Source organism: Rhodanobacter sp. G1, assembly GCF_055397855.1.
Genome location: NZ_AP039674.1, coordinates 1380325 through 1406943, shown reverse-complemented (window position 1 = coordinate 1406943; position 26619 = coordinate 1380325). Strand labels below are relative to the sequence as shown.

The 26619-nt window shown below is 67.6% G+C and carries 20 protein-coding genes; all 20 read right to left on the bottom strand.

Annotated elements, in window-relative coordinates; genetic code table 11:
- Window positions 1-206 precede the first annotated feature (206 nt).
- Window positions 207-530: a hypothetical protein gene (locus ACZ5Z2_RS06390; RefSeq protein WP_464761116.1), complete on the bottom strand. Its 324-nt coding sequence runs from the start codon at window positions 528-530 to the stop codon at window positions 207-209.
- Complete coding sequence (locus tag ACZ5Z2_RS06385; RefSeq protein ID WP_464761115.1) at window positions 527-4228, bottom strand: protein kinase domain-containing protein; 3702 nt, start codon at window positions 4226-4228, stop codon at window positions 527-529. The genes ACZ5Z2_RS06390 and ACZ5Z2_RS06385 overlap by 4 nt, the downstream gene beginning before the upstream one ends.
- A 15-nt stretch (window positions 4229-4243) precedes the next feature.
- Window positions 4244-4960, bottom strand: coding sequence for a PP2C family protein-serine/threonine phosphatase (locus ACZ5Z2_RS06380; RefSeq protein ID WP_464761114.1), 717 nt, complete (start codon window positions 4958-4960; stop codon window positions 4244-4246).
- Window positions 4957-6483, bottom strand: coding sequence for a type VI secretion system-associated protein TagF (tagF, locus tag ACZ5Z2_RS06375; RefSeq protein ID WP_464761113.1), 1527 nt, complete (start codon window positions 6481-6483; stop codon window positions 4957-4959). Before tagF ends, ACZ5Z2_RS06380 begins: the two co-directional genes overlap by 4 nt.
- A 4-nt stretch (window positions 6484-6487) precedes the next feature.
- Complete coding sequence (tssM, locus tag ACZ5Z2_RS06370; RefSeq protein ID WP_464761673.1) at window positions 6488-9979, bottom strand: type VI secretion system membrane subunit TssM; 3492 nt, start codon at window positions 9977-9979, stop codon at window positions 6488-6490.
- Window positions 9980-10001: 22 nt separating this feature from the next.
- Window positions 10002-11339, bottom strand: a complete 1338-nt coding sequence (gene icmH / locus ACZ5Z2_RS06365; protein ID WP_464761672.1) for a type IVB secretion system protein IcmH/DotU — start codon at window positions 11337-11339, stop codon at window positions 10002-10004.
- Between the two features lie 37 nt (window positions 11340-11376).
- Window positions 11377-12717, bottom strand: a complete 1341-nt coding sequence (tssK, locus tag ACZ5Z2_RS06360; RefSeq protein ID WP_464761112.1) for a type VI secretion system baseplate subunit TssK — start codon at window positions 12715-12717, stop codon at window positions 11377-11379.
- Window positions 12718-12756: 39 nt separating this feature from the next.
- The gene (gene tagH, locus ACZ5Z2_RS06355) at window positions 12757-14076 is read right to left on the bottom strand and encodes a type VI secretion system-associated FHA domain protein TagH (protein WP_464761111.1); all 1320 of its coding nucleotides are present in this window, start codon (window positions 14074-14076) and stop codon (window positions 12757-12759) included.
- 2 nt (window positions 14077-14078) lie between these two features.
- Window positions 14079-14636, bottom strand: a complete 558-nt coding sequence (locus ACZ5Z2_RS06350; RefSeq protein ID WP_464761110.1) for a DUF6931 family protein — start codon at window positions 14634-14636, stop codon at window positions 14079-14081.
- Between the two features lie 11 nt (window positions 14637-14647).
- On the bottom strand, window positions 14648-16792 hold the full coding sequence (locus tag ACZ5Z2_RS06345; protein WP_464761109.1) for a type VI secretion system Vgr family protein: 2145 nt from the start codon (window positions 16790-16792) through the stop codon (window positions 14648-14650).
- Window positions 16793-17158: 366 nt separating this feature from the next.
- Entirely contained in the window at window positions 17159-18103 is a 945-nt protein-coding gene (locus ACZ5Z2_RS06340; protein WP_464761108.1) for a hypothetical protein, read from the bottom strand.
- Entirely contained in the window at window positions 18100-18612 is a 513-nt protein-coding gene (locus ACZ5Z2_RS06335; RefSeq protein WP_464761107.1) for a hypothetical protein, read from the bottom strand. Before ACZ5Z2_RS06335 ends, ACZ5Z2_RS06340 begins: the two co-directional genes overlap by 4 nt.
- An 86-nt stretch (window positions 18613-18698) precedes the next feature.
- A complete protein-coding gene (locus tag ACZ5Z2_RS06330; RefSeq protein ID WP_464761106.1) occupies window positions 18699-20036 on the bottom strand; it encodes a tetratricopeptide repeat protein in 1338 nt (445 codons plus the stop codon).
- Window positions 20037-20098: 62 nt separating this feature from the next.
- On the bottom strand, window positions 20099-20386 hold the full coding sequence (locus ACZ5Z2_RS06325) for a PAAR domain-containing protein (RefSeq protein WP_464761105.1): 288 nt from the start codon (window positions 20384-20386) through the stop codon (window positions 20099-20101).
- Window positions 20387-20479: 93 nt separating this feature from the next.
- Window positions 20480-21493, bottom strand: a complete 1014-nt coding sequence (locus ACZ5Z2_RS06320; protein ID WP_464761104.1) for a hypothetical protein — start codon at window positions 21491-21493, stop codon at window positions 20480-20482.
- Between the two features lie 271 nt (window positions 21494-21764).
- A complete protein-coding gene (locus tag ACZ5Z2_RS06315) occupies window positions 21765-22025 on the bottom strand; it encodes a hypothetical protein (protein ID WP_464761103.1) in 261 nt (86 codons plus the stop codon).
- A gap of 258 nt (window positions 22026-22283) precedes the next feature.
- Window positions 22284-22520: a hypothetical protein gene (locus ACZ5Z2_RS06310; protein WP_464761102.1), complete on the bottom strand. Its 237-nt coding sequence runs from the start codon at window positions 22518-22520 to the stop codon at window positions 22284-22286.
- Window positions 22521-22540: 20 nt separating this feature from the next.
- Window positions 22541-23059, bottom strand: a complete 519-nt coding sequence (locus tag ACZ5Z2_RS06305; RefSeq protein ID WP_464761101.1) for a hypothetical protein — start codon at window positions 23057-23059, stop codon at window positions 22541-22543.
- A gap of 128 nt (window positions 23060-23187) precedes the next feature.
- Window positions 23188-23772 carry a hypothetical protein gene (locus ACZ5Z2_RS06300; RefSeq protein WP_464761100.1) on the bottom strand — a complete coding sequence of 195 codons (585 nt, stop codon included), beginning with the start codon at window positions 23770-23772 and terminating at the stop codon, window positions 23188-23190.
- Between the two features lie 62 nt (window positions 23773-23834).
- A complete protein-coding gene (gene tssH / locus ACZ5Z2_RS06295) occupies window positions 23835-26576 on the bottom strand; it encodes a type VI secretion system ATPase TssH (protein ID WP_464761099.1) in 2742 nt (913 codons plus the stop codon).
- Between the last annotated feature and the right edge of the window lie 43 nt (window positions 26577-26619).

Genomic DNA, 26619 nt, shown 5'->3' with positions numbered 1-26619 from the left:
AGCGCCCTGGAATGGATAGCGACCCCAAGTCGGGCTAGCATGTTCCACCAGAAATCGATGTGACTAGCATCACGTTTTAGGATGTCTGGCGATATGTCCTCTTGACCTGCCCTGCCTGCCGTCCATCGCCCGATTGTCCCCAGCGCCGGGAATGGCCCGGCTGGCGATCCGCCGCGCCCCACCTTGCCCGCCTGCAAGCCAGCGGATCAGTTCACCCGCATCAGCCAGTACAGCAGCAGCAGGCAGGCCAGCAGGCCGCAGGCAAAGGCGAGCAGCGGTTTCCAAGCCACGGCACGGCGAACGGCGGAAGCGGGCGGCAAGGGGGTTGCCGGCGCGGCGGCGATGCGCACGCCCTGCTGGGTGGTGCGGGTGCGCAGGGTATTGCGGGCTGTGACGCCGTGGCTGTCGCACAGCGAGCCAAGCAACTGGCGGCGCCGCTTGCGGTATTCCTCGCGGCTGATGCGCCCGCTGTAATGGGCCTCGTCCAGCACGCGAAGGCCCTGGTTGACCCGCTGCTCACGCTCGCTCATTTCAGCTCCCGCAATACCCGGAACCCGACGTCTTTCTGCGCGCTGCCGCTGTCGCTGCGGCTGGCGTCCACCGTGCAATCGGACCAATAGCTGTTGTAGCTGGCGCCACGCACCATCACGCCGCCGCCGCTGGTCGTCCACTCCCAGACGTTGCCGGACATGTTCACCAGGCCCCAGGGATTGGCTTCGCGGCCCAGTGCGGAAATCGGGCTGCCGCCGCTGCTGTCGTCGCTGCCGGGTGGGATGCAGTTGCTATCCTGCGCCTGCTTCCAGCCGCTGCCGGCATGCGCCGCATGCGTCCATTCGGCATCGCTCGGCAGGCGGTAGGTGTAGCCGCTGGCGCTGCTCAGCCACTGCGCATAGGCCTTGGCCTGGGCGAGGCTGATGTTGCTGATCGGCAGGCCGGCCGCGTCGCGGTCGCCCGGCGAGGTTTCGCTGCAGGCATGGGTGGCGCGGCAGTAGCGGTTGAATTCGCCGATGGTGACTTCGGTGCGCGACATCGCATACGGCTTGCCGCCGCTGATGCCCGGCACCACCACCAGCGCCGGGCCGCGCCCGTTGCTGCCCAGGGTGTCCACGCAGGCGCGGCCCTTGCCGACCAGTTCGGGACGCGCGCAGGGATCGTTGCCGGCGGCGGCGCCGGCGTTTGCGTTGGCCGCCGCGGGGGCCGCCGTACCGGTGGCACCCGCCTCGGGCTTGGTGGTGGCGACGGTGCCGGCGGCGGGCTTGTTGGCCGCCGTCGGCGTTGTCGGCGCCTGCGCGGGCGCGGTGGGCGTCGCCGGTGGCGGTGCGGCCGGCGTGGCGGCCGCCGCCGTGGCACTGGGCTTGAGGCTGTCGAGCAGGCTGGACAGGTCGCCTTGCGGCAAGCGGCCGTGCTGCTTGAGCGCGGATTCCAGATCGGCCAGCCCTTGCGCATCGGCCTTGCGCGCCGCGGCCAACTGGCCGCGCAGGCGCTGGTAATCGGCCTCGACCAGCGGGCGGCCGTTGGCCTTCAGCAGCGCGGCGGCCAGTTCGTAGCGCGCCTGCGCGTTGCGCAGGTCGCTGCGGCTGCCCAGATCCTTCTGCGCCTGCGCCAGCACGTTCGACGCGGCGGTGTACCGGCCGCGCTGGAACTGCGCATCGGCCTGGCCCAGATAGGCCTGCGCCACCAGTTGCGGGCCTTCCTTGGCGAGGAAGGGATTGTCCGGCTGCAGGGTGCGGATGCGGGCCAGCGATTCCAACGCCTTGGCGCTGTCGTTGGCGGCGGCCGCCTGGCGTACCGACTCGATGCGCGACTCCACCTCGGCCGTGGCTGCCTCGCGATCCAGCTCGGCCTGCGCCTGGGTCTGCAGGGCGGCGAGCTTGTCGCGCTGGGCGAGCAGCGGCGCCGACTGCGGCGCGTACTGCAGGCCGAAGTTCACCAGCGCCAGATCCTGCGGCAGGTGCATGGCATCGGTCTGCTGGCCGGCGACGCCCGCGATGGCCGTGCCCAGCCCATCCACCAGCTTGCGCGTTTCCGGCGACTGGTCGCCATGCAGCGCGACCATGGCGGCGGCCACCGACTGCTGCCACTGCGCATTGGCCGAGGGCGCGGCCAGCAACGCGGCCAGCGCGCTGCGCGCCTGCGGGATGCTCTGCACCGCCGCGCCGGGCGCCGGCGCGGCAGGTGCCGCGGCGGCGGCGAGCGCCGCCAGTTGCGCCGCGCGCTGCTTGAGGCGCGCCGAATCGGGGAACAGGCGGGTGGCCAGCGCGAGCTGCTTGCCCGCTTCGTCGGCATGGCCGGCGCCGATCGACTGGCCGATGGCGATGTCGTACTTCAGCTCCAGCTCGGCGTTGTGCAGCAGCGCGCTGTGCGGGTCGATGGCGCGGATGCGGTCAAGCGTGGACACCGCGTTGTCAGGCTGGTTCTCGAAGATCGCGCCGGCGGCGATGCGCTGCGACAGCTCGGTATCCAGCGAATTGAGCAGGTCGTTCTTCTGCTGGGTGACCTCGGTACGCCGCGCGTCCAGCTTGGGCGAATACAGCTTGAGCTGGTCGCGCAGCTCGAACACGTGCTGCGCGCCGGCGAAGTCGTAGCGGTTCTTCGACGGATCCCAGTAGGTGTCGATGCGCGCGAGCAGGAAGTCCTGGATCGCCTCGCCCTGGCTCAGCACCAGCCGACTGCGGTCGTCCTCGTCGAGGCCGTCCAGCGCCTTGATCGCCTCGTTCTCGTTGGCGTAGCGGTGCGCGTCGGTGGGCGCGAAGCGCGCGATCACCCGCGTGATGTGGTGCTTGTGCAGGTAGCTGACGGTTCCCCACGTGCCGCCGGCGACGACCGCGGCGACGACCGCGCCGTAGCCCAGCCAGGGCACCAGCCGCTCGCGCAGGCTGATGTCGCGCAGGCCCTCGATCAGTTCGGCGGCGCTCTGCAGGCGCTGTTCGCCGTGGAAGGCCACGGCGTCGCACAGCGCCTTGTACTGGCGCTTGGTCAGGCCCGGCACCGGCGGCGGCTTGCGGCCCTCCTTCAACGCCACTTCGGCGCTGACCTTGTCGAACGGGTGCTTGCCGGTGAGCAGCTCGAAGGTGACGCAGCCCAGCGCGTAGATGTCGTCGGCGGGCGAAGGCTCCTTGCCCTGGATCATCTCTAGGCTGGCGTAGGCCGGCGTGAGCGCGCCCAGCGTGCCGGCGTCGAACACGGTCTCCTCGCCGGTGGCCTCGTTCAGGTGCTTGCCGGCGCGCGCGATGCCGAAGTCGAACACCTTGGGCACGCCGTCGCGCGTGACCATCACGTTGCCGGGCTTGAAGTCGGAGTGCACGATGCCGGCCGAGTGCGCGCGCTTCAGCGCCCAGCCCATGCCCTCGATCAGCGGGCGCGCCTGCGCCAACGGCATGCCGTTGTAGGCGCGCTCGCGGATCAGCGTGCGCAGGTCGGTGCCGTCGATGTATTCCATCGTCATGAAGACGATGGTGCGATCCTTGTCGAAGTCGTAGACGCGCACGATGTTGTCGTGCGCCAGCAGCTGCGCGCGGCGCGATTCGCGCTGCAGCGCGATCAGCGAATCGGGATGGCGGCGGAACTCGTCGTTCAGCACCTTCACCGCGACGTAGGGATCGCGGTCGCGCGCCTCCACCTTGCGTTCGTCGCGGGCGACGTAGACCACGCCCATGCCGCCGCGGCCGATCTCGCGCTCGAGCAGGAAGCGGCCCTTGAGCAGCATGCCCACGCTGGCGAACTCGCCGCCTTCGGCGCCGGCCACCTTTTCCCAGCTGGAGCGGTTGAAGCTGCTGCTGGAGGCCGTGCCCTGGGTGCCGGTGACGGCGGTGTTCTGCGGTGCTTCCGGCGCGGGACGGTGCGAGGCGGGCGCGACCACGGTGGCGTCCGCCTCGCCGGAGGACGCGGCCGGGCGCGAGGTCGGCTGCACCATGGTCATGTCGCCGTCGGCGGGCGGCGCGGGCGGCTGCGGCGTCACGCTCACCCGGGTCGCGTCGTCGTCCGTGGCGGGCGCGGGCGCCGCCACAGGCGGCACGACGGACGGATGCAGGCTGCGCAACTTGGCGGCCAGCGCACGCGCCAGCATGGGCTCGAGGCGGCCATCGGCCAGCATGGCATCCAGCAGCGCGTGCTCCTCGCGCATGGTGTCGTCCGGCACGTCGCCGCGCGCGGCGAGCGCGTCGAACAATCCGGGCAGCGTGATCCGCTTGGTTTCGTAATCGGCGATCAGTTCGGCAAGAGAAGTCATGAAGATTAAGTCTGGTCAGTCCTGGAGGCGCACGATCACGGCGGAGATGTTGTCGCGGGCGGCGCGCTGCAGCGACAGATCGAACAGGCGCGTCAGCAGGGCCTGCGGTTCGGGGTGCCGACTGCACTCGAGGTCGAGTTCGTCGTCGGCCATTTCCTTGTTGATGCCGTCGGAACACAGCAGGAACTGCGTGCCGGGGCGATTGCTGGCCACCACCCAGTCCATGAACAGGCGTTCCTCGGCGCCCACCGCGCGGCTGAGCACCCCCGCCCCGGCCTGCGGCGCGGATCCGCCGCCGAACTGGGTGACGTCGTCCTTGGCGCCATGCACGTGGTCGCGGGTGATCTGGCGCAGTTGGCCTCCCTCGCTGCAGTAGGCGCGGCTGTCGCCCACCCAGCCGCACAGCATGAAGTCCTTGTCGTGCACCAGCACCACCACGGTGGAACCGATGATGTCGCTGCCGCGCTCCAGCGCGGTGGCCACCAGGTCGGCGTTGGTCTGCTGCAGGCTGTCCTCGATGGATTCGATGAAGTCGAACACGTTGCCGTTGCGCGAGAGGCGGCCGAGGCGCTCGACGATCATCTGGCTGGCGTAGTCGCCCGCGGCATGCCCGCCGAGGCCATCGGCGACCGCCCACAGGCCGACGTCGTCGCGCACCAGGATCGAGTCCTCGTTGTGCCGGCGCACCTTGCCGGTTTCGGTGCGGCCCGCGGATTGGTAATGCAGTGTCATGGCTGCACCTCGATCACGGCCAGCGGCCAGCCCGCCGCATGGGAACCCAGTCTGGCGGCGGCGGCGATGTGCGCGCACGCGGCGTCCGGCGACGGCAGCGCCAGCGCTTCGGACAGCAGCTGCGGCGGCAGTTCCGCCAGCTTGCGCGTGGCCAGCAGCAGCAGGCGGTCGCCGGGCTCGATCTCGCGGACGATCTCGTCGCAGATCGGTTGCGCGGGAGCGCCCAGCCCCGGCGCCACCGGCGAGGTGCGGCTGAACAGCAGGTCGTCCAGCTCGCCGCCCAGGCCCGCATCGCCGGCCGGCGGCTCGCTGCCGGCGAACACCGGATGCAACTGCCCTGCCCGCCAATGCCACGCGTTGGCGGTGCCCACGCGCAACAGGTCGGCCCAGCGCCCGGTGACGCGCACGGCGATCACCGCGCCATCCTCCTGCACCGGTTCGGCGTGCTCGGCGGCGAGCTGGCGCAGGCGCGGGTGCAGCACCAGCAGGCGCGTGCGCAATGCCTGCATGCCAGCGACGAAATCGCTGGGCACGAAGCGTTCGATCAGTTCGCTCACCGCGGCGGCGGCCTGACGGCGCGGGTCGGGCGCTCCGTCGTCGGCCACCACCATGGTCAGCGCGCAGTCGTAGCGGTGCAGAACGCGCGCGCCGCCCACGTCGACGGCGCGCTGGGTGATCTCCGAGGCGTCGGGCTCGCTCGCCGACGGCACGATGGCGTCGAGGCGCGGCGCGAGGTCGGCGAACAGCTCGGAAAGGTCGTCGGGCAGGCGCACCGGCGTCGGCGCCGGCTCCGCGGACGATGCCGCCGCGGCGGCCGGCGGCATGGCCGGTGGGCACGGCAGGTCGGCGTGCGCCGCGTCGAGCATGCCGGCATGCGCGGACGGCTCCGGCAGGCCGCGCGTCACCAGCACGCCGGCCGGCATGCGCGGCGCCCCCAGCGTCCACCACAGCGCATGGCCGGGCGGCAGCTCCGCCCACAGGGCGCACAGCGTGTCCACGTCGGCCACCAGCGCAAGCGGCAGGCGCCACAGGCCGGCGCTGCGCCAGTCCAGCGAAGGCACCACGGCATGCGCGGCCAGCGCCGGCACGAGCGGATCGGGCAGCGCGACGACGCGCGCGTCGAACGCATCGACGCCCTCGCCGCTGGCCTGCGCCTCGCGGTGCACGCGTTCGGCGGCGGCGAACCACGCATCGTTACGCAGGGCCGCACCGGCGGCGCCAGCGTCGGCCAGCGGCGCCACGATGGCCATGGGGAAACAACGCCCCACCCGGTCGCTGGCCGCGCCGGTCACGCCGGCCCAGGCCTGCTCGCCGCAGATGCCCGGCGCCAGCACGAAACGCCACACCGCGGCGTCGTGCCAGGCCTGCGCCCAGTCGTCGCCCAGTCGCGCGCGGCTGGCGCTTACCGCCTGCTCGAAATGGCGATCCCACACATCCACGAAGGACGCCGGCAAACGCCGCTGCACGAAATCCCCGGTACCGGGAAGCTTGCCGAAGAATCCCACCCCTGTCGGATTCGGCATGCGCTTACCCCCCGCACCGGAAACGTTGCACTTCGGTGTTTAGGAACGGGTTCTTCAGGTTGCCGGCCTGGATCACCAGCTTGGCCGTGCGCCCGCCGAAATTGAACGTGGCGAGGAAGCGCAGATCCGACTGCTTCTGCAGGTGCGCCGCCTGCAGCGCGCGGAAGAACGCCCAGTCGCCCTGGTAGTCGAAGGTGCTGAGCAGGGTGCCCGAGGCGTCCCATGCCGACACCGTGACGTGGCCCGGCTGCGGCCCCGGCCACTTCATCGCCATGCTGCTGGCGCTGCCGGGCTGGTAGCTGAACTTCTGGCCGTCCACGTCGAATTCCAGCTTGGCGATGCCGGCGTCGAGCTGCGGCGCCATCACGGTGAAATCCACCTCGGGCACGTTGCCGGCGCGGAAATACATCTGGCGGATGTCGTCGGCCATCTGCGCCTGCGCCAGCAGGCCGGGCGGGCCGGCCACCGCGCCAGGGCCGGTCTTCCACTGCCAGGTGCTGCCGCTGGCGTCGACCAGCTTGGCCAGCGTCTGCTTGTTGAACGCGTCGAAGCTGCCGCCGTTGCCGAACAGCTCGCCGAAGTTCTGCAGCGGGATCTCGGTGCGGCTGTCCGGCGAGAACGGATAGCGCCCGCGCACGAAGCTGGCGCAGTCCTTGCCCACCGCCTGCTGGAACTGGTCGCCCAGCGCGCCCTTGGTGCCGCTGGCCACCAGCGACTCGCTCTTGCCGGTGAGCGAGGCCACCCAGCCGGACACCGGCGGCGGCAGCTGCGCGGCCTGCTGCTGCGCCAACAACAGCTGCGGATTGGGCTGGCCGGCGGCGTTGCTGAAGTCGGTCATGGTCAGCAGGGTCTTGCCCAGCTGATCCAGCGCCTGCAGCGTCTGGTCGATGGGCGCGGCGCCCGGCGCGCCGGCGCTCAGCTGATCCAGCGTGGCGAAGTGCGCGGCAATCGCGGCGCCCGGCAGTTCCGCGGGCGCGGCAGCGCCCGACGATGCCAGCGCGCGGGCCAGCGCGTTCTGCGTGAGCTTCTGCTCCGCCTTCTTCTCCGCGGCCTTCTGCGCGCCGGCCAGCGCCTTGTCCCCGGCGTCCTGCGCCGGCGCCTTCATCATGTCGCTGGTGTTGTCGCGCACCACGTTGAGCAGCGCCTTCAGCGGCGAGCTGGGGCCGGATAGCTTGGCGGCGATCGCGCTGGCGTCCTGGATGCTGGCGACCGGCTGCAGTTCGAGGTCGGCGAGCAGGCCGTCCCAGGCCTTGATGTAGTCCTGCTCGTACAGCGCGATCACCTGCTGGGCGAGGCGGGCCTTCTGCAGCGAGTCGATCTTGGTGGCGCCGAACACCCAGTCGTCCTTGGCGAACTGATCCACCGCCTGCGCCACGCCCTTGCTGGCCTCGTACTGGAACATCGGCTGCGTGTACAGCGCCGGGATCGGCTCGGACAGCGCCGCGCCGCTCTTGCGCAGGAACACGTTGCCGAGCAGGCCCAGCGACTTGTCCAGCTGCAGCGGCGGATAGTCCGTGTTGCTGCCGGCGCCCAGCTTGAGGTTGCCGTAGATCAGGGTAGGCAGGTCGGCGGTGCGCAGCGTGTTGCGCGCCTGATCCACCAGGGTGGGATCCAGGCTCAGCGCGCGCAGCCGGCCCGGCTCCGAAACCAGCGCGTGGAAGTGCTTGGACAGCGCCTGCTGCAGCACCGTATCGCCCGGGAACACCTTGCGCCACTCGATGTCGGTGAGCGCCACCAGCTCGTCGGCATTCTGGTGCTTGGGCTCGCCCAGCATCAGGTAGCCCTTGAGGTAGTAGTACAGTGCCTGCGGATCGCCGGCATTGCCGGTGAGCCCGCTGCGGAACTGCGCGGCCACGCCGGGCAGCAGCAGGCCGTTGAGCTCGCGCAGGTAGGCGTCGTGCACCTCCTCGCCCACCGCGCTGCCCTGGTACAGGCCGAAGCGCATGCCGAACGGCACGGCGTCCTTGTACTTGTTCGCCGCGTCCTGCACGGTGGACAGGCCTTCCAGCCGCGCGAGCACGCGGGCGAAGTATTCCTTCTGCGTGGTCGCCGCATCCACGTCGCTCTGCGCCGGATATGCCTGCAGCGCGGCCTGCACCTGCGCGAGGTAGTCGCGGTTGTGGCCGAAGCTGGTGAAAAAGCCCGCCACCAGCAGCACCGTCAGCAGCAGCACGCCGGCATAGGAGGCCACCTGCAGCAGCACCTTCTGCCGCTCCAGCGCGGGATTGGTGCCGGCGAAGCCGGACTCGCCGAACAGCACCTCTTTCAGCAGTCGCTCGACGAAGAAGGTGCGCCGCTGCGCGCCGGGCGCATGCAGTTGCTCCGCGCTCACGCCGAAGGTGCGCGCCACCGCGCCCATCATGCGGTCGATCGGCGTACCTTCCTGCGTGCCCGAGGTGAGGTAGACGCCGCGCAGCAGCGGCGGCGCGGCGTAGGCGTGGCCGGTGAACACGCCTTCCACGAAACGCCTGGCGATGTCGCGCAGCGCGGACAGCTGCTGCGGGAACGAGAGGATGGCCGCGCGCCGGTTGCGGTCGCGCTCGGCATGCAGGCGGTCGAGGATGCGCGTATCGAGCTGGCGCAGCAGCAGGTCGAATTCCTCGCCGAAACGCTGGGCCGCGCTGCCGTCCATGGTGGCGTCGATCGGGAACGAGAAACCCCACACCTGGCTGCGCAGTTCCGGGCTGAGGTCGTCGAAGAACTCGCCGAAGCCCGCGACCAGGTCGCACTTGGTGAAGCTCAGGTACACCGGCACGCCGATGCGCAGGTGGGTGGCCAGCTCCTCCAGGCGGCGGCGGATCGCCTGGATGTGCTCGGCCAGCCCGGTTTCGTCCAGCGTGAGCAGGTCGGACATGCTCATCGCGATCACCACGCCGTTGATCGGCCGGCGCTTGCGGTACTTGCGCAGCAGCTTGAGGAACTCCGCCCAGGCCGAGGCATCGGCGTCGCGGTCGGAATCCTGCAGGGTATAGCGGCCGGCGGTGTCGAGGAACACCGCCTCGTCGGTGAACCACCAGTCGCAGTTGCGCGTGCCGCCGACGCCGCGCAGCGCTTCCTTGCCGAAGCGCTCGGACAGCGGGAAGTTGAGCCCGGAGTTCTGCAGCAGGGTGCTCTTGCCCGAGCCCGGCGGGCCGATCACCACGTACCACGGCAGCGCGTAGAGGTTGCTGCCGCGGCGCGTCTTGCGCAGGGTGTCCACCGCCTCCTGGAAGCGTGCCTGCAACTGGTTGCGCTCGGCGCTGCTGCGGTCGTCGGCCTGCGCGCCCTGCCCGGCCAGCTCGCCGGACATCTGCTGCGCCTTGCCGCGCGCGCGCCACGCGCGGATCTGCAGGATCGCCAGCCACACCACCACGATCAGCACGATCAGCAGCAGGCGCGCGGCCATGCTGGTGAGCGGCTGCGAGGAACCGAAGCCGAGGTAGGGGCCGCCCACCCAGATCAGCACCGCCAGCAGCAGGATGCCGACGAGGGTGATGAACCAGCCGCTTTTCAACATGCTGAGAAACTTGGCCACAGGCTCAACCCTCGGGGATGTACATCAGTTCCACGCGCCGGTTGCGCGCGCGGTTGGCCGGCAGGTTCGGCGGCAGCGCGATGGGCTTGGAGTCGCCCGCGCCGCTGGCTTCGAGCCGGCCCGGGTTGTCCAGGCCGTCGCCCAGCACCTTGAGCACCGCATTCGCGCGCGCCGCGGAGAGCGCGAAGTTGTCCTTGAACTGCAGCGAATGGATCGGCTGGTCGTCGGTATGCCCCACCACGATCACCCGCCCCGGCACCTGGTTCAGTGCCGCGGTGATCTTGTGCAGCAGTGGCAGTTCGGTATCGGCCACCTCCACACCGCCGGAGGCGAACATGCCGGTGGCGGAGAGCCGCACCAGTTCGCGGCCGTTGCCCTGCTCGATGATGGCAAGCTGGCCGGCCTGCTCCTCCGGCGCCAGCAACTGCTTGAGCGTGGGATGCGCGGGCGGCGGGTGCGCCTGATCCAGTTGCTGCGCCGCGGGCGGCGTGGCGCTCTCCAGGCCGATCTGCGCCAGCTGCGCGCTGACCGGTGCGGACAGCGTGTTCAGCCGCGTGTGGAAATACACGAAGCTGCCCAGCAGAACGCAGGCCGCCGCGGCCACGATCACCCACAGCGGCACGTAGCGGATCAGCGGATTGCGCTTGTCCTGGATGCCGCGCCAGTGCGGCGCCAGCTCCTGCGCCGCCGGTGCGCGCTGCGCGCGGATGCGCCGGTACAGGTCTTCCTGGATGTCGGCCAGCTTGGCGCGGCCGCCCGATTCGATCAGGTAGCGTCCGCCGAAACCCAGCGCGAGGCAGATGTACATCAGCTCGATCAGGTCGAGATGCTTGGAGAAGTCCGCGCTCAGGCGTTCGAGGATCTGGAAGAACTTCGCGCCGCCGTAGGACTCGCCGTGGAACACCACCAGCAGGGTCTGTTGCGCCCAGCCGCTCTGCTCGCCCCAGGGCGAGTTGAGCACGGCCTCGTCCAGCATGGCGCACAGCACGTAGCGCGCAGCCATCACGGTCTGCTGCGGAACATTGGCCTGTTGCGCATGCGCCTCGAACTTGCGCACCTGCGACACCGTCTGCTCGCGCAGGCGGGCCGCATCGGGCGGCGTGGCGCTGTGGCGTAGTTGCACCGAGAGCAGCAGCAGCGGGCTGGCCGCCTGCACCAGCGGGTTCATGCCGCCGCCGAGGAAGGCGCTGATCTCGGCCGGCGCGGCTTGCGCTGCCGCGCGAGGAGCCGGCGCCGGTGCATAGGCGGGCGCTGCCGGCGGCGGCGCGTACGGGGCCGGCGCAGATGCGGGCGTCGCCGCGGGTGTGGCGCCGCGCGGACGCACCACGGTGGCGTCGCGCATCGCGTCATCGTCGAACGGGCCTTTCGGAGTGTTCACGTCAGCCTCCCCTGATCGCCCAGAGCTGCAAGTCCAGCCCTGCGAAGCCACTGCCGAAATGGAAGGCGATGCCGCCGGAAGTCTTCAGCTCGCGCCACATCGCCGCGTGGCGGTCGAACTCGAAATACAGGTAACCGGCGTTGTACGGGATCTGCCGCGGCGCCACCGGCATCGGCGACACCGGGATGCCCGGCAGCTGCAGGTTCACCAGGTCGCGGATCTTCTCCACCGGGCCGATCTTCGACTGCGCGGGCAGTTGCCGGCGCAGTTCCTCGGATTTCACGTCGGCCTTCGCCGCCAGCACGAAGGCGGCGTTGTCCAGCAGGGTGAGGTCGGGCACCACCGCCACCCACACGCCGAACTTGCGTTCCTGCAGCGGGATCGGCGTGGCGGTCTGCTCCATCACCGCGCTGAGGCTGGCGCGCAGCGCGGCGATCAGCGGCTCGAAGCTCTCGCGCAGCGCCTCGTGGCGATACGGCGGCAACGCGCCCGGGCGCTTGCCCGGCGCGGTGAACGTGGCCAGTTCGCCGGCCATCGTCACCAGCGTGCGGTACAGCTCCTCGGGATGCAGCAGCGGCGCTTCGGCCAGGTGCGCGATCAAGGGCTGGCAGCGGTTCACCACCTGCAGCAGCAGGAAGTCGGCGATCTCCGCCGCGCCGCCGCGGTCGGTCAGCGCCACCCGGCTAGCCAGCGCCTCGCCGCGCTGGTGCAGCAGGCCCAGCAGCTCGGTGAGAAAGGTCACCAGCCGCGGCACCGCCTGGGTGGAAAGGCCGGTGGGCATGAAGGCGTCGTCCAGCATCACGCGACGATCGGTGCGGCATTCCACGATGCGCGCCAGCGGCATGCGGGTGAGCCCTTCCATCGGCTGCGACTGCGGCAACAGGCGGCCGCTCATGCCGCCCACTTCCAGCGGCGTGGTGCCGTCGGTGCTGCCGGAGGCATCGCGCACCTCGGCCTCGCGCACGCGGAAGCGGAACAGCTTTTCCGCCGGCGCTTCCGGCCGCCCGCTGTCGGGCTGGGTGGGCGAGCGCAGCGGCAGGGTGAGGTAGACGGTCTGGTCGCGGCAGTTCGCGTCCACGTCCAGCGGCGGCGGCAGCGGATCGTCGCCGGGCATCGCGAACGGCGTGCCGTCGGGGAACACGCCGCGCGCCTGCCGGATGCCGAGCTTGCCGATGGCCAGCAGGTCGGTTTCCAGCTCCAGCTCGTGGAAGCCCCAGGCGTGCGGGCGCAGGTTGCCGGCGCGCAATTCCACGAAGCGCTCCAGGTAGCGCTCCTGCTGCTGCAGGTGCTGCGGCCGGAGGAACAGGCCTTCGCTCCATACCACCTTGTTGTTCTGCGTCATTCGTTCGCTCGCTTGTCGTTGTACTCGTCGGCCCGCGGATTACGGGCGCCGCGGCCCTGCCCGCAGCGCCGATTTCAGCCGCGCCAGCTGCTCCTCATAGGCGCGCGCGAATTCGTCGCCGAACAGCCGGCGGAAACATTCGTCGGGATTGCCCATCAGTTCCTCGAAGTGCTCGCGGTAGCGATCCCAGTAGCGGCCCTTGCCGCCGAAAGCCGCGCGCTTGGCGCCGCCGTCGGCCTCGTGCTCGAAACGGTCGGGGTTGAAGTGCACCAGCAGCGACTCGAACGCCGCGCGCACGCCGGCCAGCATCGCCATCTGGTGGCAGCGGATGTCCTCAAAGGCGTCCTGGAACGCCGCGCTGCCGGACAGGAAGGCCGGCCCGGTGGGCGCGAGGATGCGCTGCACCGCCTCGTCCGGCGTGGGCGCGAACTTCAGCGGGTTGTTCTCCGAGCGCTGGATGATGGTCACCGGCAGACGGAAGGTGTTCTTGATCTCGGCGCGCGCGCGCAGCACGTCCATCACGCCGTCGGCCACCACGTGCAGGATCTGCTCCAGCTCCGGCGGCAGGCCGGTGGCGGCCATGGGCGCGGCGGTGGGGGCTGCGAACGACGCAGCCGGCGGCGGGGCGACGGGTGCCGCGACCGGCGGCGCCACGGGCGCGACCGGTTCCGCCTTGGGCGCGAAATCGCCCATCGTCAGATCCCAGTTTTCCGGCAGCATCTGTGCCTGGCGCTGCACGTCGGTGATCGGCGGACGGAAATGGTCGGCCATGCCCGCGCTGTGGTTCCAGCTGGGAATCGGCTCCGGTATCGCCGGCGCGGGCGCCGCGGCCGGCGGCGCATAGGGCGCATCGAGGAAACTCAGCGGGTCGAGGTCGCCGCCGATCGCGCCGGCGGCGTCGGGTATCAGGCTGGGGCCGGCGGCGGCGGATGGCGCGCCCACGGGCGCGAGCAGGTCGGACAGGCCGAAGTCCGCCAACGGATCGCTGGCCACGGGCGCCGGTGCGGCAACCGGTGCGGCAACCGGTGCAGGCGCGGCGGGCGCCAATACCTGCACCGAAATCTCGAAGGTGTCGATCTGCAGGCGGTCGCCGTTCTTCAGCGCGGAGGGTTCGCCCTTGGCCAGCGGCGCACCGTTGAGCAGCATGCCGTTGGTGCTGCGATCCTCGATGAAATAGATGCCGTTGAGGCAACGCACCATGGCGTGGATGCGCGACACGCCAGGCGCGGCCAGCACCCAGTCGCAATCTTCGGAACGGCCCACGCTGCCGCCGCTGCCTTGGAAGGATTTCTGGCTGCGGCTGCCGAATTGCGCGGCCTGCTGGCCGAGTACCTCCAATGTCAGTGTCTGCATCGGCACGCTCACGCTCCCCTGGCGCCCGCAGCGGCGGCATCCCCGGTGCCGAGCAGGCTGAGGGCGCGGGCGACGAACTCCGCGCGGCGCGCGGCGAAGCGTTCGGCCACCAGCGCCGCCATCATGTTGACCGCCGCCACCGTGGCGCAGGCGGTGAGGTGTTCCGGCGGCGGCACCGGCGTTTCCTGCGCGGCCGGCGCCAGGCTGCCGCCGGACCAGCCGGCCGCCGCGGCCAGCCATGCGCCCAGCGACTTGTAGCCGCCGGAGTTGGCGAACTCGAATGCGGCGCGTCGGTTGCTTTCGGTGGGCTCGCGCACCCATTTCTCCGCCAGCGAGGCGCCGGCCTTGTCCTCCAGCTCCAGCGGCTGATCGCGCGCGCACTGGCACAGCCACGCCACCGCGTAGCGCTTGGGCAGCAGCCGCGCCAGGAGCTTCAGCGCATCCTGCGATTCGCCGGCGTCCAGCAGCGACTGCACCGCCGCCTGCGAGGTCATCTCCGGGCGCAGCTGCGCGCTGCCCTCGGGCGAAAGATCCATCTGCATGGCTGCTTGCATGATTTCGGACATGAACCGCCCCCTCAACCGATCATCGTGATGCCGCCGCCCAACTTTGCCATGCCCGAGCCGGTGAGCTGAAGCATCGCCCCCTTCACCGTGGTCATCGCGCCGCCCTGCATCTCCAGCATGGCGTCGGAATGCACCTTCAACTCCACGCCCGCGCCCACGTCCATCTTCATGCCGGCCTTGAGGCCGACTTCCATGCCGCCTTCCAGCTTCACCGACATGCTGCCGTTGATCTTGATGTTGACGCCCTTGATCTCGATGTCGCCCGAGCTGGTGAGCTTGATGCTCGCGGCGCCGCAGACCAGGTCGATCTCGGTGCCGGCGTCGAGCTTGAACTTCTGGCCGATGCTGGTGGAGCCGTTGCTGGTGACGCTGAGGCTGTCGTCGTTCTGCACCGTGACGCTGCGGTTGTTCTTCACCGTCTCGGTCTGGTCGTTGTCGACGGTGAGCGTCTGGTTGTTCTTCACCGTGGCGGTCTGGTTGTTGTCCACGGTGAGCGTCTGGTCGTGCTTCACCTCGGTGGTCTGGTCGTTCTCCACCGTAAGCTTCTGGTCGTGCTTGACCGTGGTGGTCTGGTCGTTCTTGACGGTGATCGTCTCGTCGTGGTCGATGGCCACCACGTGGTCGTTCTCCACCTCTTCGTGCATGTCCTTCTGTGCGTGCATGAAGAAGTCTTCGCTGCCCTTCTTGTCCTCGAAGCGCAGCTCGTTGAAGTCGTCGGTGCCGCCGAGCAGGCTGCGGCTCTTGATGCCGCTCTGGGTCTTGTTGTCGGGCAGGCCGTAGGGCACGGTGTTGGCGGCGTTGTAGACGCTGCCGATGATGAGCGGGCGATCCGGATCGCCTTCAAGGAAGCTCACCACCACTTCCTGGCCCACGCGCGGGATGCTCACCGCGCCCCAGGCCTTGCCTGCCCACGGCGAAGCCACACGTACGGGGCAAGAGCACTTGGCGTTCGGCTTGTCCGGCATGTTCCAGTGGAAGTTCACCCGCACCCGACCGTACTTGTCGACAGCGATATCCTCGTCAGTCTCGCTGCCGGTAACGATGGCGGTTTGCAAACCGTCGATCTTCGGCTTCGCCGTGGTGAGCGCCTTGCGGAACGGAATTTTGCTGGGGATAGCCCAGAACCGGCACTGGAATTCAAGGTGACCGCCGCTGCCCGAGGCGCGGCCGCCGCTATACAGATAGCTCTGGGTGGCCGTCAGCAGATATTCCTGATTGAGCTCCTTGCGCTGATAATTGCTCAAGGTGAACAGGTTGCCGGCCTCCACGCCGCAGGCGTCGGTGGTGCCGTGACAACTCGAACGCGCAGCGGTCAGCGCCTCGGCCCGCACGCTGGCGTAGTGTTGGCCCACGCCAGCATCTCCGTGCGCACCGGGAAAATCGAAGCTGCTATGAGTCGGCGTCGGTTGGTTGCCGTCACTGGTGTGCGTTGAAAGCAACGAAGCCTTGGGCGTGAGCGGGTTGTAGTCGGTGAGTTTGACCGTCGCGCCATCCACCCCGCGCATCGACCCAAACGTGGCAATCGTCGCCTCTCGACCCAGCGCCCCGCCCGCACCCGCCGAAAACGGCACATTCCTGAATGTGGCGGTGGCTGCATGTGCGCCCACGCCGTCGGCCAGCACCATGGTGTGCTTGCTGCTGTCGTGGGTGAAGTAGTAGTAGATGCCTTCCTGCTCCATCAGGCGGTGGATGAAGGTCAGGCAATCCTCCCGGTACTGCACACAGTAGTCGCGTTTGGCATAGTCGCCGGTGAGGCTGTTCTTGACGTCGGTATAGCCGGATTCCTCCAGCAGCTTCTGGATGATCGCGGGCACGGTCATCTCGGTGAAGATGCGGCAGTCGACCAACTGCCCAAGCAGCCACGGCTTGGGCACCAGGGTAACTGCATACTGCGCGTACACCAGCGTGTCGATGGTGGCCACGCCGGTCTGCGACGCCTCACACACCATGCCGTTGAAATGCCGCTCGAAGCCATTTTCCAGCGACAGCGTCACGGTCATCGGCGTGCCTAGCAGCGCGGTCAAGTCGATGCCGGAATCTTCGCTTTCGAACTTCAGATCAAGCCGAAACAGCTCGCCCAGCTCTTCGCTCGCGCTCATCCCGATAAAGAACAAGTTGTCGCATTGGCTGGAAGTGATGGTAACGGGGTCGCTCATGCGCCATTGCTCCCGGGGAATGTCAAGGGATGGCCACAGTGGCCCTTCATGAAGGAAGCACCGGGCGGCATGCCCCCCCCGCCGCCCCGCGAACACGCTGGTGCGGACAACAGGCAGACAGATTGTCGGTACAAGCAGGTCGCAGGCGGCATAGTGACTCCTTTCCTACTTGTAATGCGCAATCGGCCGCCGCTTCGAGTCATCGGTCGTGAATTTCGCCGATCACGCCGCCAAGTGACTGACCTTCCTGGCTTTTCGCCCCCGCCTGCCACTGGCTCGATCAAAGCGAACTACCCGCTAACGCCCTCACTGGCGCCGACAAGCCGGAACCAGCCTGTAGCAATAGCCGCCACATCAGCCTGACAACTAGCGAATGGCAAGGATATGTATGACTCCCCTTGAATCCGTCCGTGCTGCCGACACGTCGCTGGTTCGACCCATCACCGCACGCCCATCGCTGCCGCAAAAGGCTATCAAGGCTGGCCGGGCCTTGGGCTTGCCTGATGCCGTAACACTGACGCGCACCTTCGCCACCGGCTTGTTGTCGACGCCCACCGGCACCGCATATTGCCGAACCTCGAACGAGCGATCGGCAGCCGAGCGTCCGAGCACCTGCGCAAGCATGGCCGTGGAAAGGCAGTACGAAGCCAGCGGAAGCTTCGTGGCCAATTGCCGGAAAGGTATCAGCGCGTAAGCCGGTCGCGCCGTATAAGTCAATGCCAACAAGTGTTGACCGCCCCCGCCCAGCGTCACTTCGATATCGCGAGCCGCCTCCCATTGGGCCAGGTTGCCATCGTCGGACTTCTGGATGCCACCCAGCGCAGCCAGTTGGTTGAAGGCGATTTCATGCCCCGCAACCACGCTGACAAAAGGTGGCGTTTGCGCGATCACGAAAGGGTCGAGTCGCGCATCGCGAAGGAGCGCGCTGATATCGGTTGACCCCACGAATGCCGAGAAATGGCTGGTCACGGCCACGGGCGTGCCGTCGACTGCGGCCTGCAATTCGGGAAATTGTCGCTCGGGATATGGCTCGGCCTCACCCAGCCAACCGAATCGCGGCCCGTGAATGACGATACGACCGAGGTCGCCGGGTGTCACATCCGTCGTCACCGATACGGCTATCGTGTCCGCACGCAACACGACGCGAGCCGCCATCACGCGGATACTGCCTGACGGAGACGATTGCATGCCGGGCAGCATGACGCCGTTGCTCGCATCGTTCGCCAACGCTTGAGGCAGCAACCAGGGCAAGCCTGCGAAAAGCAGAGCCACACGAACTGCATGGAGATATTGCCGCAGCTTGCCGCTCACTTTACGTACCTGAAAACACGTGGTGCATCGGGTCGCCAAAAACGCAATTCAGCCGGCCCGTAAACCTGGCCGCCAGGGTGGGACGCCGTCCACATGTCGTTTTTCTGCGTCCATGCATGATGTTGTTTGTTGATACGCGGCGTGGTGGCATCAGCCTGATCCATCGCGAAAGTCGAGTAGATCGCCATGTGGTTAGGCCAGTACAGGATGTCGCCGTCTTGCCGGCGTTCATTGGCACCCAGTTCACGAAACCGCCCGGTCTTGCGCACGTAGGCAAGAAACGTTCCGGTGGCCTGGTACTCATAAGGAAAGCCGGCTGCGGCATATATGAGCCAGGTCGAGCCACTGCAGTCGCCGCCTACACCTCTAACCGAATGCGCACCGACCAACGAATACTGCGTTCCCTTCCACGCCGCAGCGGCCTTCGTGATCCGAAACCCGTCAGCAACCGAGATGTCCTGGGCCTTGGTTTCACTCGACGTCGAGCTACCCGTGGTCGTTGCAGCCATCAGAACGTCCTCCACGATAAGTTTGTGCCCCGCCGACGCCCCCCCCCCGCGTTGAGTAGCGGGTCGGTTTAGAGTCCGGAACTACTTTAACTGCTTCGCGTAGGCGGCAGCCCGCCGCCACGCCGCGCCAGCACCACCCAGCTTCGAACCGGCTGGCCGAATTCCTTGCGCAAGCTGTCTTCCGCGATGCGGATGTCGCCAAAACCGGCGCGTTCCAGCGCATTGGCCACGTGGCTGCGCGAGTGGCGGTAGCGGCCGCTGGCGGTGAGCGTGGCGCGGTCGTCCTCGCTTTCGTCCGCCTCCAGCGAGAACGCCACCCGGCCGCCCGGCCGCAGGGCGTCGTGGGCCGCGGCCAGCACCGTGCCTAGCTCGCCGAAATACACCAGGGTGTCGGCGGACAGCACCACATCCCAGGATTGCCGCTGCTGTTGCAGATAAACCGTCAGCTCGGCCACTTCCAGCGCATCGTAGCCGCCGCGCAGGCGCGCCTTCTTCACCATGCCGCCCGACAGATCCACGCCGACCAGTTGCCGCGCGTGCGGGCGCAGCAGCGGCGCGCACAGGCCGGTGCCGCAACCGGCGTCGAGGATGTCCAGCGACGCCGCCGGCGCAGGCAACACCGAGGCCAGCGCGGCGGTGAGCACCTCGGGCGCGCGGTAGTCCAGGTTCTTGAGCAGTTGCTCGTCGAAGCTTTCGGCAAAGCCGTCGAACGTGTCGCGCACGTAGTCGTCGCCCGCGCGCACGGGCGCTTCGGCGCCCCCACTGGCGGCCAACATGTGACGCGGGACGGGGTTGTCCGGCTCGCGCTCGAGCCAGTCGCGATAGGCCTGCCTGGCCTCGTCCTTCCGACCCAGCGTGTAGAGCGACACGCTCAGCGCCTCCAGCGCCCGCACGAAGCGCGGCTCCAGTACGTAGGCCTCGCGGAAGCAGTCCACCGATTGCTCGATGTGCTCGAAGCACTGCGCGTTGTTGCGCAGGAAAAGCCCCATCAGGTAATAGCCTTGCGCGAAACGCGGGGCCAGTTTCAGCAGTTTCTCGAAGGCCTCGAAGGCTTCCTGCGGACGCTGCTGCGCCTCCAGCACCACGGCCAGGTTGCTCAGCGCGTTGTGGTGCTGAGGGCCGTATTCCAGCGCCTTGCGGTAGCACGCCTCCGCCTCGCGCAGGCGACCGCATTCCTTGTGGATGTTGCCGAGATTGTTGTGCGCGTCCGGGTGTTTCGGCGTGATCCGCAGCGCGGTGCGAATCAGCTCTACGCCCTCGTCGCTGCGGCCATCCTGGTGGCACAGCACACCGAGATAATGCAGCGCATCGGGCTGCGCCACGCGCAGATCCAGCACCTCGCGGTATAGCCGCTCGGCCGTATCGAGGTCGTCGGCCTGGTGCGCCTGCATGGCGTTCTGCAACGCGGCGCGCCATGCGGGCATCGCAGCCAGCGTGGCCGGCGGGCGAACGGGGACGGGGGACGGATTCCGCTTCGCAGGCTTCCTCACGCAATCAGCACCGTGAAGCAACCCAACACGATGGTGCCGCCATGCGCGCAGGAGTCGCCTAGGCGCGCGGCCGGCATGCCGCCGATCAAGACCGTGGGCGAGCCCATGACGATGCTGTCCGGCGGCCCCACGCACACCGCCATGTCGCTTATCCGGGCGGCAGGCAGGCCACCGATCAGCACGGTGGGCGCGCCCGGCCCCGAGATCGGGCCGCCGACGTGGGGCACCACGCCGGTAACCATGGGGCAGACGTGCATATCGGTCAGGCGTGCTGCGGGTTGCATAGGGACTCCTCTACCTTGGCAATGCGTAATCGTCCGGCGATTCGTATCAGGCGCCATTCCATACCGCAAGCCATGCCCACCGGCGAAGGGCGCTCAGGACAGCCCCAACTGCTTGATCGCCTTGCTCTTGACGCTGGCGAAGAAGCCTTTCTTGACGTGCGTGCCCTTGTCGGAAGCCAGCCCCTCCAACTGCAGCCGCGAACTGCTGATGTTCTTGCTGGCGATCTTGAGCAGCGGATCCATCTGCTTCTTCTTCATCGCCTCGACCCGATCCATCCAGCCGGGCAGCCCGATGTCGGCGATGAACATGTTGGCCACCGCCGAAGTGTCGGCGCAGGTCAGCAGGTAGCAACCGAGCACCGGGCAATCGTTGAACACGGTGAGATCCAACGAATTGGGCTGCGCCAGCCGCTTATTGCCGGCACGCATGTCCTTGATGTCCAGCCCCAGCGAGAACAATTGCAGGCCGATGCTGGCCAGCGTGTTGGCCACGCCAATGGCCGCGGTAGTGGCGGTGCCGAAGTCTGCGAACAGGCCGCCGATCTTGGCACCGGTGGCGGCGGCCTGCTGCGCCAGCTTCACCGAATGCTGGGCCAGATCGCGCTTGATGATGACCTGGATCGCCTCGGCCGCCGCATACGGATCGCCCATGCGGAAGCCACGCTTGTAGTCGTCGCTCTTGTAGAGGTGGTAGCCATCCTCCGCCACCGCCTTGCCCGCCTTGGCGAGCTTCACCGAACTGGTGACCACGCCGAGGAAAGGCGTCACCTCCGCCACCAGCTCGTGCATCGCCTCGCTGCCGATCGCCTCGATCACTTCGTGGATGTTGTCCACGTCGGCGCACTCGACCATGAAATTCTGGAACGCCTCCTTCATGCCCGGCACGCTGGCCACCTTGCTCGCCGTACTGCCGCCCTTGGCCAGCTTGCTGACCCCCGACTTCAGCGACCTCCCGGAGGACAGCAGCGACTTGCCCGACGACAGCACGCTGGTGGTGCCGAACTTGAGCTTGGTGCCGTTGAACATGTTCACCATCAACTGGCGGCGGGCCTTGGCGAGCTCGCCGAGGGCGGTGAATTCGGCGCGACTAAGAGGTGTGGATGGCATGGTCTTGGTTCCGATTCGTCAACAGGGATTCATGTAGTCAGCTCCGCATACCAGACAGGCTGCACGGGACTCATGTACGTGGAAGCGCTCCCTGCCAGCGGCGGCCTCGCCCCGCATAGATTTAATCCTCCTCGATCCTTGCACCAACAGGAAGCAAACCCGACTCATTTTTCGGGAGTTGGCGTTTCAACAGATACGCTCCGCTTCTTTCGCAGCCAATGCCAAGGCCTTGCTGATCCGGCTTCGCCCCGCAGCCGCTTTCATGACCGCGTCAGTGCACCTTGCCGTCGGCAACACCAACGCGATATGTCCGTCCTTTCTCGTCCTCGATCACCAGCACACCATCCTTGGCATCGAGGCGCATGCTCTTGAAGAAAGTGTTCTGCACATCGGCCTCGATGTTCGGGTTGACCGGCGACTCGTAAAGCCGGCTGATCCACAGCCGCTTGCCGGATTCGACATCCGTTGCGACCACGTAGCCGCCCAGCGGCAAACCCTCGGCCGATGCGCTCTTGAGCTGTTCGTAACGCACGCCCTTGTGAACCACCGGAGGTACCAGTGGGGCACGCCCACGGCTGGCGGAAACAGTCGGGCGTCCGTCGGATGGCAATCTTGTATTCACCCGAGAAGTTGTACGTCATGTCAGCCCCCCGAATTCATTTAGCTCCGCACTTGGAGTAGTGGCCTTCCGTCATCGGACGAAAGGTCACAGAAACAGGAGTAAGAGTCACTTTTAGAAACCAGAGCAGGGAAGATCATTTCTCGAAAAGTCCACTCTGACCCTTAGGTTTTAGCCGAACCAGCCCTCGACATCGAACATCGACGTGCCGCCGCCGGTCTGAACCTCGCCGGACACCACGTTGACGTCAGCTGGGCTGGTCTTCTGCTCGCCCTTGCCATCGACATAGGTCGAAGGCTCGAACCGTGGATACAGCAGCCCGGTCACCGGTTCGCCATCGACGACGAACGGGCCGTCCATCGAGCCGTTGATGATGGCGCGATAAAGGTTTGCGTCGGTTTTCGGCATGCGGCCTCCCGGTTTTCGCATCAGGCACTCGGATGGGCGGCCACGGCGGCCCCTGCGTTCATGTACGAGATCTCGATGATCTGCAGATGGCCCTCGACATCCTGACCCACGTACATGTGGAAGCACTTGCCGGCCACGTCACGCGCGTCGAAATGCAGCTTGAAGCCGCCGCCATGGCGGTCTTCCGCCTGGTGCGTGCCCTGGTCGATCACGATCTCCGGCGTCAACGCGACCATGTTCGACAGCAGGCTGTTGACCGCGGGCTCGTGCTTGAACAGCGTCTGCGACTTCTGCACCGCGGCGCGCACGCTGGCCTCACCGAAGAAGGTCAGGAAAACCTGATCCGCTTCGCGCAGGGCATTGTTCTTTTTCGCGTACTCGATCTGATTCGGGTGAATACCCTGGTTCTTTTGCTGAGTGCCACTGAGGCCGGTGCGGCGCGTGGCCAGGTCGGCATCGCTGGGAATGACGGTCAACTTCGGCTTTTCCCAACCAGGTACGAATCTCATGCTCATGCAAGGCTCCTGGAATAAATGCACGTCAAAAACGAAAGGATGAAACGTGAATCAGGCGAGCCGCCGTGCCGCGCAAGGCTCGCCTCGACCTGCCCGACGCCCCGACACACGGGTGCGCCCCACCCCGACGCGGCACGAGCCGCGCCCGTGGATCAGGAGGTCTTTGTCTTTTTTCTCGCCGGCTCCATCTGCCTGCCAAAGGTGTGGCTGCGCACACGCTTCTTGTAATTCACCACCGGTGCCTGGTGGTTCAGCTGGGCGAAATAATGGACAAACCAGTTGTCCGGATCGGCCGTGAGCCAGGCATTGCAGTTACCGCAGGGAATCAGATCCACGTAAATGTGGTGATGCCCACCGCACGCCATGAATGCCAGGCCTTGCGCCCTTGCCACGGTAATCGCCGTCTGTTCGGCATGCTCGCCTAGGAACGAACTGGAAAACGGCCGCCCTGGAGCGGCGGGGTGGATGGCATTGAAGTCCGGATCCAGGCCCGAATAGAGGCGTGACGACCCGTACACGACGGAAAAGCCGCCGGCGACGTTGACGTTGTTGTAGGCCGCGCTCTGCGCCACCGCGACGGCGGCATTGCAGGAGTTGTAGGAGAACCCCAAGGCGGGCTGGCCGAGAAACTGCGCAAAATGGTTCATCGAACTGAAAAACAACGCCTGCCCAATCTGGTCTTCCAGATCGGCCGGAGGCACCGCGATATTTATCTGCCTCAAACCAACGATCGCCATCGAATTTACCCTCCTCTGCCCGGACAACGGGCCGCAAGCGCCCGTAGCGGTGCGGCACATGGTCAAAATGCGTAGTCGAATTCCCCGTCCCTCACGCTCACGCCCACCCGCTCGATCGGCTTGCCCGCAATCATTCGGTTCAGGAACTCCCGCGACACATCCGGCAGCATGCTGTTGGTCAGGATCGCGTCGATCATGCGGCCACCCGACTCGCTCTCGGTGCAGCGCTCAACCACCAGCTTGACCACGTCGTCGCCGTACTCGAACGGAATTTTGTAGCGCGCCTCGATGCGCTTCTTGATGCGGTTGAGCTGCAGCTTGACGATCTCGCCGAGCATGGCCGGGCTGAGCGGGTAGTACGGGATGGTGACCAGGCGGCCGAGCAGCGCGGGCGGGAAGATCTTCAGCAACGGCTCGCGCAGCGCCTTGGCCATGCCTTCGGGTTCCGGCATCAGCTCCGGATCCTTGCACAGGCCGGCAATCATCTCGGTGCCGGCATTGGTAGTGAGCAGGATCAGGGTGTTCTTGAAGTCGATCCGGCGGCCCTCGCCGTCCTCCATCACGCCCTTGTCGAACACCTGGAAGAAGATCTCGTGCACGTCCGGGTGGGCCTTCTCCACCTCGTCCAGCAGCACCACGGAGTACGGCTTGCGACGCACCGCCTCGGTGAGCACGCCGCCTTCGCCGTAGCCCACGTAACCGGGAGGCGCGCCCTTGAGCGTAGAGACGGTGTGTGCTTCCTGGAACTCGCTCATGTTGATGGTGATGACGTTCTGCTCGCCGCCGTACAGCGCCTCGGCCAGCGCCAGCGCGGTTTCGGTCTTGCCCACGCCCGAGGTGCCGGCCAGCATGAACACGCCGATCGGTTTGTTGGGGTTGTCGAGGCCCGCGCGACTGGTCTGGATGCGCTTGGCGATCATCTCCATCGCGTGATCCTGGCCGATCACGCGCTGCCCCATCAGCTTGGCCAGGTTCATCACGGTCTCGAGTTCGCTCTTGACCATGCGGCCGACCGGGATACCGGTCCAGTCGGACACCACCGACCCCACCGCCACGTAGTCGACGGTGGGCAGGATCAGCGGGCTCTCGCCCTGCAGTTCGGCCAGTTGCGCCTGCAGGCTCTTGAGCTGCTCCAGTGCGCTGGCGCGCTCGTCGTCGCTGAGTCCCACCGGTGTTTCCGGGGCAGCCTCCGCTTCGGCCTTGGCGTTGGCGGCCTCCTCCAGCTTGCTGCCGGTGCCTTCCACCGGCGCGGCGTCGCCGCGCAGCTTGGCGCGCAGGGCAAGGATCTGCTCGACCAGCACCCTCTCGGCCTGCCAGTCGGCTTCCAGCTTTTCGAGCCGAACCTTCTGCACGGCCAGCTTCTCGTTGACGGAGGCCTCGCGTTCGGCCACGTCCACGCCCACGGTCTTCTCGCGGTGGATGATCGCCAGTTCGGTTTCCAGCGCCTCGATGCGCTTGCGGGTGTCGTCCACTTCCGCGGGCACGGCGTGCTGGCTCACCGCCACGCGGGCGCAGGCGGTGTCGAGCAGGCTCACGGCCTTGTCGGGCAGTTGGCGCGCGGGGATGTAGCGATGCGACAGCTTCACGGCGGCTTCCAGCGCCTCGTCGAGGATCTGCACGCGGTGGTGTTTCTCCATCGTGCTGGCGACGCCGCGCATCATCAGGATGCCCTTCTCCTCGCTGGGCTCGTCGACCTGCACGGTCTGGAAGCGGCGGGTGAGCGCAGGATCCTTCTCGATGTGCTTCTTGTATTCGGCGAAGGTGGTGGCGCCGATGGTGCGCAGGGTGCCGCGCGCCAGCGCCGGCTTGAGCAGGTTGGCCGCGTCGCCGGTGCCCGCCGCGCCGCCGGCGCCGACCAGGGTGTGGGTTTCGTCGACGAACAGGATGATCGGCTTCGGGCTGGCCTGCACTTCCTCGATCACCGAGCGCAGGCGCTGCTCGAACTCGCCCTTCATGCTGGCGCCGGCCTGCAGCAGGCCCACGTCCAGCACGCGCAGCTCCACGTCCTTGAGCGAGGGCGGCACGTCGCCGCGCACGATGCGCTGGGCGAAACCTTCCACCACCGCGGTCTTGCCCACGCCCGCCTCGCCGACCAGGATCGGATTGTTCTGCCGGCGCCGCATCAGGATATCCACCACCTGGCGGATCTCGTCGTCGCGGCCCACGATGGGATCGAGCTTGCCGCTGCGCGCCTGCTCGGTGAGGTCGACCGTGAACTGCCTGAGCGCCTCCTGCTTGCCCATCTGCGCCGGGCTCATCGCCCCGCTCGCCTCGCCCGGCGCACCCGCGCCACCCAGCTTGAAGCCGTCGCTGGCGCTCTGGCCGTCCTCGGGCGAACCGGCCACCACCTCGGCGAACTTCTCCACCAGGGTCTCGGGCTTGACCTTCTCGAACTCCTTCGACACGGCCAGCAGCGTGTTGCGCAGATGGCGCATGCGCAGCACGCCCACCATGAGGTAACCGGTGCGTACCTGTACCTCGCCGAACATCAAGGTGGCGAACACCCAGCCACGCTCGACGGCTTCCTCGACGTCGCTGGAAAGGTCGGAGATGCTGGTGGAGCCGCGCGGCAGGCGATCCAGCGCGTCGGTGACGTCTCGCGCCAGGTTCGACGGGTTGAGATTGAACTGCTTGACGATGCGGTGCAGATCCGAGTCCTGCAACTGCAGGATCTGGTGAACCCAGTGCACCAGCTCCACGTACGGGTTGCCCCGCAGTTTGCAGAACACGGTGGCGCTCTCGATGCCCCGGTAGGCCAGCTTGTTGAGCTTGCCGAACAGTGCGCTGCGACTGATCTCTGCCATGGATCTACCCCTGTAGTGGCCCCGATGATCGCGTTGGCGCGAC

Bases quoted from the DNA above. Each gene is read 5' to 3' on its own strand.
- tssK (WP_464761112.1), bottom strand. From the start codon at position 12,717: ATGACGCAGAACAACAAGGTGGTATGGAGCGAAGGCCTGTTCCTCCGG.
- ACZ5Z2_RS06330 (WP_464761106.1), bottom strand. From the start codon at position 20,036: ATGCCCGCATGGCGCGCCGCGTTGCAGAACGCCATGCAGGCGCACCAG.
- ACZ5Z2_RS06335 (WP_464761107.1), bottom strand. From the start codon at position 18,612: ATGGCTGCAACGACCACGGGTAGCTCGACGTCGAGTGAAACCAAGGCC.
- tssH (WP_464761099.1), bottom strand. From the start codon at position 26,576: ATGGCAGAGATCAGTCGCAGCGCACTGTTCGGCAAGCTCAACAAGCTG.
- ACZ5Z2_RS06320 (WP_464761104.1), bottom strand. From the start codon at position 21,493: ATGCCATCCACACCTCTTAGTCGCGCCGAATTCACCGCCCTCGGCGAG.
- ACZ5Z2_RS06310 (WP_464761102.1), bottom strand. From the start codon at position 22,520: ATGCCGAAAACCGACGCAAACCTTTATCGCGCCATCATCAACGGCTCG.
- ACZ5Z2_RS06300 (WP_464761100.1), bottom strand. From the start codon at position 23,772: ATGGCGATCGTTGGTTTGAGGCAGATAAATATCGCGGTGCCTCCGGCC.
- ACZ5Z2_RS06350 (WP_464761110.1), bottom strand. From the start codon at position 14,636: ATGTCCGAAATCATGCAAGCAGCCATGCAGATGGATCTTTCGCCCGAG.
- ACZ5Z2_RS06345 (WP_464761109.1), bottom strand. From the start codon at position 16,792: ATGAGCGACCCCGTTACCATCACTTCCAGCCAATGCGACAACTTGTTC.
- ACZ5Z2_RS06325 (WP_464761105.1), bottom strand. From the start codon at position 20,386: ATGCAACCCGCAGCACGCCTGACCGATATGCACGTCTGCCCCATGGTT.
- ACZ5Z2_RS06380 (WP_464761114.1), bottom strand. From the start codon at position 4,960: ATGACACTGCATTACCAATCCGCGGGCCGCACCGAAACCGGCAAGGTG.
- icmH (WP_464761672.1), bottom strand. From the start codon at position 11,339: ATGCGCGACGCCACCGTGGTGCGTCCGCGCGGCGCCACACCCGCGGCG.
- tagF (WP_464761113.1), bottom strand. From the start codon at position 6,483: ATGCCGAATCCGACAGGGGTGGGATTCTTCGGCAAGCTTCCCGGTACC.
- tssM (WP_464761673.1), bottom strand. From the start codon at position 9,979: ATGTTGAAAAGCGGCTGGTTCATCACCCTCGTCGGCATCCTGCTGCTG.
- ACZ5Z2_RS06390 (WP_464761116.1), bottom strand. From the start codon at position 530: ATGAGCGAGCGTGAGCAGCGGGTCAACCAGGGCCTTCGCGTGCTGGAC.
- ACZ5Z2_RS06385 (WP_464761115.1), bottom strand. From the start codon at position 4,228: ATGACTTCTCTTGCCGAACTGATCGCCGATTACGAAACCAAGCGGATC.